Annotated in this window: 12 protein-coding genes; all 12 read left to right on the top strand. The window is 60.8% G+C overall.

Features of this window, described 5'->3' with window-relative positions; genetic code table 11:
• Window positions 1-88: 88 nt before the first annotated feature.
• Window positions 89-532: a cupin domain-containing protein gene (locus G6N36_RS15805; protein WP_011559081.1), complete on the top strand. Its 444-nt coding sequence runs from the start codon at window positions 89-91 to the stop codon at window positions 530-532.
• A gap of 89 nt (window positions 533-621) precedes the next feature.
• The gene (locus tag G6N36_RS15800; protein WP_163687377.1) at window positions 622-1,500 is read left to right on the top strand and encodes an NAD(P)-dependent oxidoreductase; all 879 of its coding nucleotides are present in this window, start codon (window positions 622-624) and stop codon (window positions 1,498-1,500) included.
• A 165-nt stretch (window positions 1,501-1,665) separates the two neighbouring features.
• Window positions 1,666-2,184 (top strand): MarR family winged helix-turn-helix transcriptional regulator, encoded by a 519-nt coding sequence (locus G6N36_RS15795; RefSeq protein WP_036348802.1) that lies wholly within the window; start codon window positions 1,666-1,668, stop codon window positions 2,182-2,184.
• Window positions 2,185-2,635: 451 nt separating this feature from the next.
• Window positions 2,636-3,535 (top strand): alpha/beta fold hydrolase, encoded by a 900-nt coding sequence (locus G6N36_RS15790; protein WP_011559084.1) that lies wholly within the window; start codon window positions 2,636-2,638, stop codon window positions 3,533-3,535.
• The gene (locus G6N36_RS15785; RefSeq protein ID WP_163687374.1) at window positions 3,535-4,851 is read left to right on the top strand and encodes an aromatic ring-hydroxylating oxygenase subunit alpha; all 1,317 of its coding nucleotides are present in this window, start codon (window positions 3,535-3,537) and stop codon (window positions 4,849-4,851) included. The genes G6N36_RS15790 and G6N36_RS15785 overlap by 1 nt, the downstream gene beginning before the upstream one ends.
• 2 nt (window positions 4,852-4,853) lie before the next feature.
• Window positions 4,854-5,366 (top strand): aromatic-ring-hydroxylating dioxygenase subunit beta, encoded by a 513-nt coding sequence (locus tag G6N36_RS15780; protein ID WP_011559086.1) that lies wholly within the window; start codon window positions 4,854-4,856, stop codon window positions 5,364-5,366.
• A 36-nt stretch (window positions 5,367-5,402) separates the two neighbouring features.
• On the top strand, window positions 5,403-6,632 hold the full coding sequence (locus tag G6N36_RS15775) for a Gfo/Idh/MocA family protein (RefSeq protein ID WP_163687372.1): 1,230 nt from the start codon (window positions 5,403-5,405) through the stop codon (window positions 6,630-6,632).
• 19 nt (window positions 6,633-6,651) lie between these two features.
• Window positions 6,652-7,605, top strand: coding sequence for a DODA-type extradiol aromatic ring-opening family dioxygenase (locus G6N36_RS15770; RefSeq protein WP_083043909.1), 954 nt, complete (start codon window positions 6,652-6,654; stop codon window positions 7,603-7,605).
• 535 nt (window positions 7,606-8,140) lie between these two features.
• Complete coding sequence (locus tag G6N36_RS15765) at window positions 8,141-8,920, top strand: 3,4-dihydroxyphthalate decarboxylase (RefSeq protein WP_011559089.1); 780 nt, start codon at window positions 8,141-8,143, stop codon at window positions 8,918-8,920.
• A gap of 236 nt (window positions 8,921-9,156) precedes the next feature.
• The gene (hcaB, locus tag G6N36_RS15760) at window positions 9,157-10,008 is read left to right on the top strand and encodes a 3-(cis-5,6-dihydroxycyclohexa-1,3-dien-1-yl)propanoate dehydrogenase (protein WP_163687369.1); all 852 of its coding nucleotides are present in this window, start codon (window positions 9,157-9,159) and stop codon (window positions 10,006-10,008) included.
• Window positions 10,009-10,020: 12 nt separating this feature from the next.
• A complete protein-coding gene (locus G6N36_RS15755; protein WP_163687366.1) occupies window positions 10,021-10,911 on the top strand; it encodes a VOC family protein in 891 nt (296 codons plus the stop codon).
• A 205-nt stretch (window positions 10,912-11,116) separates the two neighbouring features.
• Entirely contained in the window at window positions 11,117-12,514 is a 1,398-nt protein-coding gene (locus G6N36_RS15750) for a Rieske 2Fe-2S domain-containing protein (RefSeq protein ID WP_163687363.1), read from the top strand.
• Window positions 12,515-12,532 lie beyond the last annotated feature (18 nt).

Genomic DNA, 12,532 nt, shown 5'->3' with positions numbered 1-12,532 from the left:
GTCCTTGAACCCTTGACCTTCAGCACGGCAAAATATATTCTTCTCTAAACATATTTGATGGGCCGCGACCGATGAGGGGGCAGCTGGATTGTCTACTTCGCTCCAACCGAAGCGGCGTGCCGATGACGTGACCGCTCTGCGTGTGATGACAGAGGAAATGCGCCCGCTTCTCGTCGGCGACGGGTACCAGATGTTCGATGTGCGCGCTCCGCAATCATCGGGCCCACCGCCGCACCAGCATCCCTGGGATGAAAGCTATGTCGTGCTGGAGGGCGAACTGTGGGTAAGCCGCGGCGGCGAAGAAGCGACCCTGCAGGTGGGTGAGGCGATTCGAGTGCCGGCTGGCGTCGTGCACGCCTATCGCGTTCTCTCTGACGGCGCCCGGTGGATCACGACTTCGTCTTGCCCGGGCGGCGCGCTGGATTTCTTTTCAGACGTGGACGAAACGTCGAACGGTCCGGGTGACGTGAAGGCCCTCATTGAGGCGGCCAAGCGAAACAGTGTCCGATTCGCCGATCCGGCGCTGGGATAGCCGTCTGTTGAGCCACAGGGCCGCAGATGCCGGCATTCGCCGACGGTGTCGGTAGTCGGTTTACGGCCTGACATTCGGTGGTCGGTGTCATGAGGCGGGTCGGCGTGATCGGCTTGGGCGGCATGGGTTCCGCGCTGGCGGCGTCACTTCTTGCGACGGACCATTACGTAGTCTGTTTCGACATTCGGCCCGACGTATTACGCCCAATTGTCGAGCTAGGCGCCGAGGCTGCTGCGGACGCGCGTGAGTTGGCCGGCGCATGTGATGTCGTTTTGACGTTCCTCCCGGGGCCGAGTCAGGTGCTGGAGGTGGCGCTCGGGTCGGAGCGAGGTGTCCTGGCCGGCCTTGCCGACGGGGCCGCCCTGCTGGATATGTCGACCTGTAATCCCGAGGTCGCAGCAATCATCGGTCAGGCCTACGACGCGGCTGGGAGGCGTTTTGTCGATTGCCCCGTCAGCCGAAAGGCGCCGAACATGACCGTTCTGGTCGGAGGCCCAAGCGGGGTGCTCGGCCCTGATGCCGATGTCCTCGCCGCCGTCTCGCGCACCTTGGTGTACTGCGGCCATCGAGGTGCGGGATATGCCACCAAGCTTCTCAACCAGCACATCAAGTACAGCTGGTACCTCGCTTCGGCGGAAGCCCTCTTAATCGCTGAGGCGATGGGATTGAATGCCGGCGAGGTAGCCGACGCGATCGCGGAGTGCAGCGGGGGGGACTCGGGTCTCACCACGGCGGCGGCGTACTTCCGCCACGACACCGAGTCAGTTAGAAACCGCGCCCCCGCTAGCACCATTACGAAAGACTCCGCGCTCGCGGAACGAATGGCGACGAACGCCGGTATCCGCAGCAGGACGCTTGAGCCCGTCGTGGACTTCTTCCAAAGTGTTGCGGCCTCGGAGTTTCGCGACCGTGCCTACCCCGAAAGCACAGAACTTCTTCAACGAATCCGGTCGATGCCTCCGAGGTGAACCCCTACGTCTTGAGTGCGACCCCCGTCACGCTGTATAGCTAACTGAATTGTAAACGGGCCGAATATCGGTGAGCGGAAAGAAAGACCACCGACCATTTGCCGGTATGATCACCACCCGGTGGAGATGTCTGCCGAACCGCTGATCAACGTTGCAAGGGACTTCATGAGTACCGAGAAGTTGACGATGGCCGAACAGGTCGCGGCCAAGACCCGCGAAGCCGGACCCGATCACGACCCCTCTTCGTTGGCGCTCCCGCTTGCGCTCTACCGTGCTGTGACCGCCTTCGGTCGGGTAGCCGTCGATGAGTTGACGCCGGTAGACCTCTCGATGAGCCAGTTCAACGTTCTGACCGTCCTGAAGCGCGCCGACGGGCCGATGACGATGGGCGCACTGGCCGATTCTATTTCCGTACGCCAAGCCAGCCTGACGAGCGTGGTGGACACGCTGACCAAGGCAGGTTTTGTCACACGCAAGGTGAATCCCCGCGATCGGCGCTCGGTTGTGGTCGCGATATCGAAGAAGGGCGATCAGTTCATGACCGAGTTTCTGCCCGGTCATTACGACTTTCTGCAGAGACTCTTTGCCGGTATCAACCCGCGACACAGGCAGCAGCTGCTTGCACGACTGAACGAACTAATAGATTGCTTGGAGAACTACCCGAGCGGCCAGCGCACCTCCTGATCGGTCCCCGGGTATAGGACGGTCGACGCCGCTACGGTGCTGACGTCCACTCACCGGTCCTCGCTTGGCATCCACGGCTCCAACTGAGGGGTCTATCGGGTGCACTCAGGTAGTGAGTACTCCCGAGAAGAACGTTCGCTCGTCGGCTAGGTTGCGTCCGACCTTGGTGAAACGCGGCAGTCCGCGTGGCGCTCAGGGTTTGTCGCGAGGTGCGAATGACATTGCGGCACAGAAGAATTATTGATACGACGCTGCACGACCGCAGTGAAGAACTGTGTCGATGTGATGGTCGACAGCTTGCGTCGGCAGCCGCACCGCTGCGCCCGCTTGACGTGGGCATCGTCTCCCCTTCGAGAGTCCCATTTACACAGAAGCCTAAATTTCTACCTTGCAGATATTCGGGAAGTATGATAAAAACTGGGTACTGTACTGGCTGAGGGGACGTCGAAGGTTGCTCAAAGACGCTTCAATTTGTGTGAGCTTGCTTGGAGCGGAAACACGCTTCGTAGATGTCGACGGCGTCCGAACCAGGACAATTCAGGCAGGGGAAGGTCCGGACCTCATTCTCATGCACGGGGGAGGCGGTCACGCCGAAGCCTTCGCCCGCAACGTGACGGCGCTGTCGCGTCATTTCCGAGTGCATGCGCTGGACCTGTTGGGTCACGGTCTCACCAGTGGTTGTGAGGTCGCCCCGAAGCGTAAGGACTATGTCAGTCACCTACTCGGATACATGGACCAGGAAGGCATCGACCGAGCCCACCTGGTGGGCGAGTCGTTAGGAGGTTGGATCGCGGCGTGGACTGCGTTGGAACATCCCGACCGTGTCGACCGGTTGATCTACGTGTGCGGCGCGCGGTTGACGCTAGAGGTCGGCGCCGATGCCGAGGCTCGCACCGCTGCCGGGCGCGCAGAGCTTGCCCGGGTCACCCGGCAATTCCTGGCTGACCCGAGTCCGGCGAATGTGCGGGAGAGGATGGCCTGGCTTTTCCACCACCCTGACCGCGACCTGACCGATGAACTGGTGGCGCTGCGGTGGGCACTTTACCAGAGCGAAGAATCGCGGTCGGCACTGACGAACGCGACGGCGCCGCCCTCAGCGGCGACTGCTGAGGACAATCTCACGGCTGAGCGATTGACCAGCTTGACCAGGCCCACGCTCGTGCTGTGGACGAGTCACAATCCCTCGGCGACGGTGGAATTCGGACGGCGGGCAGCCGAGCTAATTCCCGGCGCTGAATTCGCATTGATGGAGGATTGTGGCCATTGGCCGCAGTGGGAACGGCCGGAAGAGTTCAACCAAATCCTCACCAATTATCTTCAAGGTGATCGCGAGTCCCGAGGGCAACGTTGATGGAGACAATCGGTTCCAAAACCGGCTCGGCGCTGCCGATAGACTCCTCGGCCTTCTACGACGAGGCGGTGTACCAGCGGGAACTCGACTCCATCTTCAAGCGGTCGTGGCTATTCGTCGGCCACGAGTCCATGATCCCCAAGCCCGGTGACTTCCGCACAACCTATATGGCCGACGACGCCGTGATCGTATGCCGGGACAAGGAATCTCGTGTTCGTGTGCTGCTGAACAAATGTCGGCACCGAGGCAATAAAGTCTGTCAGTTCGACAAGGGCAACGCGAACATCTTTCACTGCAGCTATCACGGCTGGAGTTACGACACTGCCGGACGGCTGCGCAGTGTTCCGCTAGCCGGGAGCGCCTACGGGCCGCAGTTCGATAAGGCCAGCATGGGCCTCGTCTCCCCCCGGGTAGCTACCTACAAAGGACTTATCTTTGCTTGCTGGGATCAGTCGGCGCCGCCGCTGGAAGAATATCTGGGGGAGGGCCTGCTGTGGTACCTCGACAACTTTCTACTCGACTGTGACCCCAACGGCCTGCAGGTCGTTCCCGGCCTGCACCGCTACCTCATGCCCGTCAACTGGAAGTTGTTGGCCGAGAACTTCGGCGGCGACCAGTATCACTTCGCTGCCACTCACGGATCGGTTTCCGCACTGTCGAAAGCTGGGCAGACTGCCCGCATCAACTTTTCGATAGACGAGGGGCAGCACTACAGCGTGGTTCTCGACGGCTGCGCGCCCCATGGGTTGCTGCAACTGGCAGTCGGTAAGAATTTCTATCAGGACGATCTCGCCCAAGCCGAAACGCTGGGTACCGAAGCAGTCGACTGGCTAACCGAGCGGCAGCGCCTGCAAGACGAGCGGTTGGCGACATCCCCCGTGCAGCCCTACAGCTTTCACGTAGCCAATATCTTCCCAAACTTCAGCATGATTGGCATGGGCACGGCTTTTTACGGTCGGGGATTCATCATGTGGCAGCCTCGGGGACCGCGGTTGACCGAGGTTTGGGAGTGGTGTTTGGTGGAAAGCTCCGCGCCCCGTGCTGTCAAGGAACGCATGGTCTTCGTCTTGAGTCAGCGGCAATCGGCGGCCGGTCTCGTGACGCCCGATGATCACGAAAACTTCGAACGATTGTCTGATGCCCTTGACACCGGAGTCGCCCGGGATGTGCCGTTCAACTACTCACTCGGCGAGGACGTCGAACCAATGGAGTCGCTGGTTGCGGAGTTACCCGGCAATGTCAGGCCGCAGATCAGCGAAGCCTACCAGCGCGAGTTCTATCGGCACTGGCACCGAACTATGACGGAGCCGGCCTAGCCATGGAGACCAGCCAGTTGGACGTGGAACTGCGGCTGCGAATAAACGAATTCTATGCGCGGGAGACCATGCTTCTCGATGATGGGCGGCTGGACGAGTGGCTGGGCTTATTGGCGCCGGATGTCAGATACACGATGCCATTCCCAGAGTCCAGCACGCATCCGGTCGACGATGATGACGGCCTACCGCCGTTTCTGTTGTTCAACGACGACTACGAATCGCTGAAGCTGAGAATTGCCCGGCTGGCTACTGGGCTCGCCCCCGGGGAAACTCCACGCACGATCACTCAGCGCTTAGTCAGCGACATCCTGGTCACCGATGTATCCGATCAAGAGCTGAGCGTCCGATCCAGCGTCATGGTGTTTCTCGTACGCCACGAACGCCACGAGAGCTTCTTCATCGGCAAACGACAAGACGTTCTACGCCGAGACGAAGACTCGGGCCTGCTGCTGGCCGCCCGGGACATCACCCTGGCTCATAGCGTTCTTCCACGAGCGATTTCGATCTTCTTCTAATGCCCAGTCGTTCACTAGCTCTCAGATAGGTCGCACATGACAGATGTCGCGTCACGCGAGCTCGGCCTAGGATTTCTCGGAATCGGTCAGGCAGTCGCCCGAATCTTCCAGCAGTACCCAGACATGTCGACGCTGCCGTATCGGGTTGTGGCGGCAGCCGATACCCGATCACACTCGCTCGCCCGCTTCGCCACCGAGTTCTCCGGCCAGACCTACACGAACGCAGAGCAACTGTGTGCCGATCCAAGCGTGGACGTCGTCTACATCGCCACCCCTCCCGAGCTGCATCGGGAGCATGCGCTAATGGCCGCACGTCACGGAAAACACATGATCGTCGAAAAGCCGTTGGCCATGTCGATCGACGATTGCACTGCAATGGTCGAGGCGGCCCAGGCAGCGGGCGTGCAGCTGATGGCCGGCCACACACACAGCTTTGATGCGCCGGTGCGAGCGATGGCCGAACTTGTAGCCAGTGGCGAACTCGGCGAGTTGCTCATGGTCAACACCTGGAATTTCAACGACTTCAACCGGCGACCGTGGCCGACTTCGGAATTGCGCTCGACCAGCGGGCCAGTTCTCAACCAGGGGCCCCACCAGGTCGATATCGTGCGGCAAATAGTCGGCGGTTTGGCCAGAACAGTGCGTGCGTCGACAATATGGGACGACGTCCGGGAATGCGTCGGGGGATACACCTGTCATCTCGGATTCAAATCAGGAGCTTCCGCCACGCTCGTCTATGACGCGCGAGCTTTCTTCGACGTCGCGGAGTTGCACTCGTGGGTGGCAGAAGACGGCGGCCGCCGCAGCCCCCAAGCCAACCAGCGAGTAGCCAATAACTTCGCTGCGCTCAGTCAGAACCCTGACCAACTTGAAGTCGCACTGGAAGCTCAGAAGGAACAGGGCCGCTACGGTGCTGCGACGACGACCGAAGAGTCACAGGAGCTGTGGGGTTACTCCGCCCCCGGAGAGATCATCCACCACCCCTACTTCGGCCTGACGTTGGTGTCCTGCGAACGCGGCGCGATCAGGCAGTCGCCCGACGGGCTGGTGGTGTACGGGCAAAACGGATTGCAGGAAATACCGGTCGCGCGCACCATGCGGGGCAGGGCCGCAGAGTTGGCTGAACTACACCGGGCGATCACTGAGGACCGCCCTGTTCAGCACGACGGTCGCTGGGGGCGCGCGACGCTAGAAGTATGTTTCGCCATCCTGCAGTCGGCCTACGAAGATCGCGAAGTCGTTCTCTCCCACCAGGTATCGCTGTGACTTCAGATGAGGAGAAATCGTGGGTGAGATTGTAGCGGGTTACGCGTCGTCCCATGCCTTCACTTTCATCCCGCCTCCCAGGTGGGAAGGCTTCCGCATAAAGAACAGGCAAAGCTACACATTGCGACGTGGTAAGACCCCACCTCGCCTGAGGAAAGACGAAGAACCATTCGACGACGCTGCGGCGCGTTACGCGCACATCGAGAACGGGCTTCAAAGGCTGCGTGACAGCATCAGACAAGACCGACTGGATTGCCTGATCATCGTCGGTGATGACCAGAACGAAAACTTCGACGGTTCGGCACTGCCCCAGATAGCCATCCACACAGGAGATGGGTTCACAGTGTCTGACCGCTTCTTGCCAGAGGCGCGGTTTTGGAAAAGTTCGCCCGAGCTCAGTAAGGACTTGAGTGAGCACACCGTCGAGGCGGGGTTCGACGTCGCCACCGTTGTCGATTTCCGTGAGACCACCTTGCACTCACACGCCCATGGCGAGATTGTGGCCAATATCCTTGGAGACCACCAAATCCCAGTGGTGTTGGTATTCCTCAATGCCGTTCACGTGCCGTCGTTGTCGCCTAAACGGTGCTTCGCGCTCGGCCGCGCGATTGCCGACGCCGTGCGGTCACGCCGCCCTGCAGACGAGAGGATAGGTCTTTACGCGTCCGGTGGACTTTCACACTTCACTGCCGGCTTTCCGTGGGCTGCCTACGATGGGCCGCGCGTTCACGGTTCAATCGACGACGAATTCGATCGCCGCACCCTGAAGTGCCTCGCTACCGGAAACGGCTACGAGCTGAGCAAACTGACCAGCGAAGACCTGCTCAACTCTGGCAACATCGAGCTGAGATCGTGGATATGTGCTGTCGGCGCAGTCGGCGGCAACACGCCATGGGCCAGCGTCTATGAGCCCATTCCCCGCGCCCTGATGGGAATGGCCGTCGCCTGGACGAACTGCGAAGTCACTGTTTAGCGCGTCGAAGGTGAGGCACGCGAAATTTGATTCGGCGGGTGTGTGGGTTATCCGCAGATCTACTCGACGTTTGCACTGAGAACCCCCACGGTCGAAGGAAGATGTCGTCGGCCGTGACCCTGGGACGAGGGCATGTCTGCCCACCCTCTGGCCCAGTCAACCGGCAGAACCGTGGGCCGCCGAGACGCCGCTCGCGAAAGGGTATGTGTCTCAATGTCGTTGTTGCGCCGCCTGCGCGGACTGTCGGCGACAATAGGCCCACACCGAAACCAGAGTCTCTGTTTTACAGAGTAGATCTCTGTTATACAGTAAGGCTATTGGGTGTAGCGCCTAACTGCGTGGAAGTGATGGCTCGTGGTTAACGATGCCTTCTGCTTCGGGGCCTCAACAGCCCAAGCCCTATAGGAACGGTTAAGGAGGCGAACCGGATGGCCATCTGCGCTGCCAGCACCGCCCATCGCAGTTTGGGTAAGGCATCCGCGGACTTCGCTGTCGTCGTCAAGGACGGCGTCGACACCGAAACCCCGAGTTGGCGATGAGCTCCACCCCTTCGGGTGCAGGGCTAGACACTGAACGACACGCCATCGCGCTGGCCTGTCGCGTCCTGGCGGCGCGCGACTTGGCGCCAGGCATCCTCGGCCACATCAGCCTGCGCGTCGACCGAGATCGACTGCTGATCCGATGTCGTGGTCCGCGCGAGCGAGGGCTCGCGTTCACCAGCGCAGAGGACATCCGGATGGTCACGTTGGACGGTACAGCGGGCGGCAAAGGAGAACTCGACGATGGTTACCAGCCGCCGAACGAGTTGCCACTGCACACCGAAGTGCTCCGCACCCGCCGCGATGTCAATGCTGTGGTTCATGCGCACCCCGAGGCGGTAGTCGCCGCCGATCTCGCCGGTCTGGCTGTCCGACCGATCGTCGGAGCGTTTGACATACCCGGTTTTCGGCTCGCCGCGGCTGGCGTGCCGGTCTATCGGCGAGGCGTATTGGTGCGCAATCGGCAACTAGCCCAGGAAATGGTTGCTGCTATGGCAGACCGGCCGGTGGTCGTTCTCCGGGCCCACGGCCTCACCAGTGCTGCGGACACCGTCGAGCGGGCCGTACTACAGGCCATCAGCGTCGACACGATCTCGCGTTTGTCGCTCCAGATCGCTTCTGCGGGTGGCACTCTGGCTGATTTGCCCGACGCTGATGCAGCAGAGCTGCCTGATCTCGGTAACGCTTTCAACGAGACCATCGCGTGGCGTCACGAGTTGGCGCGCCTCGAAACCCATGGTTTGTCGTGTCACCCATCGGAGAAAAGGTCCTCATAGGCACATCCGGGCACGCGCTCATGTCCATTGCCGCGGGTGGTCTGGGACGCGGCTTCCGATCCCATCGGACCATTGGCGTAGACATCCCCCGCACTCTCCTCGCCCGAGCATCGAGACCCGCGTGAATCGGAGCTTCGACAGCGCTGCGCGGATAGACCCCCCATTCAGCGGCGAGGACACTGGTGGGCAGATGCAGAGCAACAAGAGCATTGCGCATCACCGGAGGGACGATAGTTTTGAGTTGGTTGACCGGGCAAGTCGCCCTGGTGACCGGCGGGGCAGCCGGTATCGGTTTGGCCGTGGTCGAGCGTTTCTTGGCCGAGGGCGCATGCGTGGGCGTCCTGGATCGCTCGGAAGGCGACCTGGCTACCATCGGCAACGCCGACGGCAGGCTCATCGCGGTAACAGGTGACGTGACGTCGTATGCAGACAACGTCATGGCGGTGCGCGAAACGGTCGATGCGTTCGGAAAGCTCGACGTCTTCGTCGGCAACGCTGGGATCTTCGATTACTTTGCCCCTTTGGTGGGTTTCGACGGAGCCGACCTCAGCAGCGCCTTCGATGAGATCTTCGCGGTCAATGTAAAGGGCTACCTCCTTGGTGCCAGGGCCGCCGTTCCTGAACTCCTCAAAAGCGATGGCCCGAGCATGATCTTCACCGTCTCCAACTCTGGCTTCTATGCCTCCAGTGGCGGCCCGCTGTACACCGCTTCCAAGCACGCAGTCGTTGGCGTAGTGCGTGAACTGGCCTACGAGTTGGCGCCGAAGATCAGGGTGAATGGCGTCGCTCCAGGCGGCACGGTAACGGGCCTGCGTGGAATCGAGGACCTCGGCCAGGGTCAGAACGTGTTGTCATCGGTGCCCGGCATCGCCGACATTATGAGTACTACAAACCCATTGCAGTACGCGCAGCAGCCCGCCGATCACGCCGGCCTGTATCTGCTACTCGCGTCTGCAGACAACTCGCGAGCGGTGACCGGCGTCGTCATCAACAGCGACGGCGGCTTGGGCGTGCGGGGCCTCAACCAGCCGTCCGGAGGGCTGGAACTTGCCACCGGCGCGATGCGCATCGACGTCGGGTCAACATAGGAGGTTTTACACATGTTGGTGAAGGCGTTGGGTTATGTGGGTGTGGAGTCTCCGGATGCGAAGGAGTGGTTGGAGTTCGGTCCGGAGGTTTTGGGGATGGAGGCGGTGGAGGCGGCCAGTGGGTCGGTTCTGTTGCGGATCGACGACGCGGATCACCGGATCGCCGTTCATCACGGGGACCGCAACCGGATGTTGTATGCGGGTTGGGATGTGGGCAGCGAGGAGGCGGTTGAGGCTGCCGGGGAGTTGTTGCATCGGCAGGGTATTGGGTTTGAGGTGGGAACCGAGGAGGACTGCGCGGCCCGCGGTGTGTTGGGCTTTGTGACGCTGTCGGATCCTTCGGGGTTGCGTCATGAGTTGTTTTACGGTCAGAAGGTGGTGCCGGGTTCCTTCCGGCCCGGTCGTGCGATATCGGGGTTCGTCACCGGTGCGCAGGGGTTGGGTCATGTGGTGCTGGCGACGCCGGACCTTGCGCAGGCCGACCGGTTTTTGCGGGGGGTGTTGGGGTTTAAGAAGAGCGATGAGATTTACACCTTCATGGATCTGTGGTTCTACCACTGCAACCCGCGCCATCACAGCATCGCGTTGACTCCGATGCCGGGTGTGCGGGGACTGCACCACGTGATGGTCGAGGTGCAAAGTTTGGATGACGTGGGGATGGCTTATGACCTGTGCATGTCGCGCAACATTCCGCTGAGCATGACGTTGGGGCGCCATGTCAACGATCGGATGGTGTCGTTTTACGTGCGCACACCGAGCGGGTTTGACATCGAGTACGGCTGGGATGCGGTCACCGTCGACGAGGAAACCTGGACAGTCGCTCAGTACGACCGACCCAGTGTGTGGGGCCACCAGATGGTCGCCCAAACACCGCCAGGCGCACTCGAAGCCGCAACAACATGAACGCCGTATTCAGAAAACCATCTGTCAAAGCTCAATCACCAGCGCACGGAAAGGGGAGCTCGATGAATCATCACCATCGGGTAGACCCCAGGATCGGCTATGCGAACCGAAAGCGGATTGAATTGGATTATCAATAGCAATCTTTTTCGGATTCGAGTTAAAACAGAATTTTTATCCAGCCAGCCCAAGAAACGTAGGAGATGACATGTCCATTGTCGGAGATAAGAACGACATCCAGCAGCTGATCGCAGCGGGTCAAGAAAGCCTTGCAAAGGGTCGTCTGCCCGCTGGATTGGTCGCCAACGCAGAACTCCACAAGCTCGAAGCTCAGCGAGTCTTCGGCCGGTGCTGGCAATTCCTGGCCCACGAGACGGAGATCCCCCAGGCAGGGGACTACGTGGTCCGATATCTGGGTGGCGGTTCGATCATCGTTGTCCGCGGCGAAGACGGCGAAGTGCGCGCCATGGCGAACTCGTGTCGGCACCGCGGAACAATGCTGTGCCGCACGGAGATGGGCAACACTTCGCACTTCCGCTGCCCCTATCACGGCTGGACCTACCGCAATACCGGAACTCTGGCGGGTGTACCCGCACAAAAAGAGGTCTATGGGGTCGAGATGGACAAAAACGAGTGGAGTTTGACCCAGGTTCCGCGCCTCGAGAACTATGGCGGATTGATCTTCGGTTGCCTAGACGAGAAGGCAGCACCTCTCGTCGACTACCTGGGCGATATGGCGTGGTATCTGGACCTCATCACGAAGAAGACCCAGGGTGGACTGGAGGTGCGTGGCGAGCCGCAGCGTTGGATCATCGACTCCAACTGGAAGCTCGGCGCAGACAACTTCGTCGGGGACGCCTACCACACGTTGATGACGCACCGATCGGCGGTGGAACTCGGTCTGGCTCCGCCCGATCCAAAATTTGCATCGCAACCCGCCCATATCAGTCTCTCCAACGGTCACGGCCTCGGCGTCCTCGGGGTGCCACCCGGCCAACCGATGCCGCCCTTTATGAACTATCCACGAGAGGTCGTCGACGGGCTCGCCGAGGCTTATGGCGACCAGGACCACGCAGACATGCTGCAAGGTACGGCCTTCATTCACGGCACGATCTTTCCGAACCTCTCATTCCTCAACGTCCTCATCGGTAAGGACAACAAGTCAATGCCGGTGCCGATGTTGACGTTTCGGCTGTGGCGGCCACTGTCACACGACGCGATGGAAGTTTGGTCGTGGTTCCTCGTCGAGAAGGACGCCGACGAAGAGTTCAAACAGCAGTCGTATGAAACCTACGTGCGAACCTTCGGCATTTCCGGGGTGTTCGAACAGGACGACGCCGAGACCTGGCGCTCCATCACTGCGGGAACGCAAGGCCTTCTCGCAGGCAGCCAGATGCTCAACTTCGAAATGGGCATGGGTGTCCTGACGAGCGACGACACTTGGAAGGGGCCCGGTCGTCCCCTGTCCAGCGGGTACGCGGAGCGTAACCAACGCGAATTCTGGGGTCGCGTGCTGGAGTTACTCACCGACACGGGCGACGACGCCAGCGAAACTGGGCCCCAACTGCGCGCGCAGCCTCTGACCGGTGCGGACGAGGTCGCCTGATGACGCATCGGGTATCTG

The sequence above is a fragment of the Mycolicibacterium gadium genome (assembly GCF_010728925.1).
GTDB lineage: Bacteria > Actinomycetota > Actinomycetes > Mycobacteriales > Mycobacteriaceae > Mycobacterium > Mycobacterium gadium.
Note: the sequence above shows the minus strand (reverse complement) of the source record. Positions and strands in the feature narration are given on the sequence as shown.

Excerpts from the sequence above, each read along its gene's own strand:
- G6N36_RS15800 (WP_163687377.1), top strand. The coding sequence starts at position 622 with ATGAGGCGGGTCGGCGTGATCGGCTTGGGCGGCATGGGTTCCGCGCTG.
- G6N36_RS15795 (WP_036348802.1), top strand. The coding sequence starts at position 1,666 with ATGAGTACCGAGAAGTTGACGATGGCCGAACAGGTCGCGGCCAAGACC.
- G6N36_RS15785 (WP_163687374.1), top strand. The coding sequence starts at position 3,535 with ATGGAGACAATCGGTTCCAAAACCGGCTCGGCGCTGCCGATAGACTCC.
- G6N36_RS15780 (WP_011559086.1), top strand. The coding sequence starts at position 4,854 with ATGGAGACCAGCCAGTTGGACGTGGAACTGCGGCTGCGAATAAACGAA.
- G6N36_RS15775 (WP_163687372.1), top strand. The coding sequence starts at position 5,403 with ATGACAGATGTCGCGTCACGCGAGCTCGGCCTAGGATTTCTCGGAATC.
- G6N36_RS15765 (WP_011559089.1), top strand. The coding sequence starts at position 8,141 with ATGAGCTCCACCCCTTCGGGTGCAGGGCTAGACACTGAACGACACGCC.
- G6N36_RS15755 (WP_163687366.1), top strand. The coding sequence starts at position 10,021 with ATGTTGGTGAAGGCGTTGGGTTATGTGGGTGTGGAGTCTCCGGATGCG.
- G6N36_RS15750 (WP_163687363.1), top strand. The coding sequence starts at position 11,117 with ATGTCCATTGTCGGAGATAAGAACGACATCCAGCAGCTGATCGCAGCG.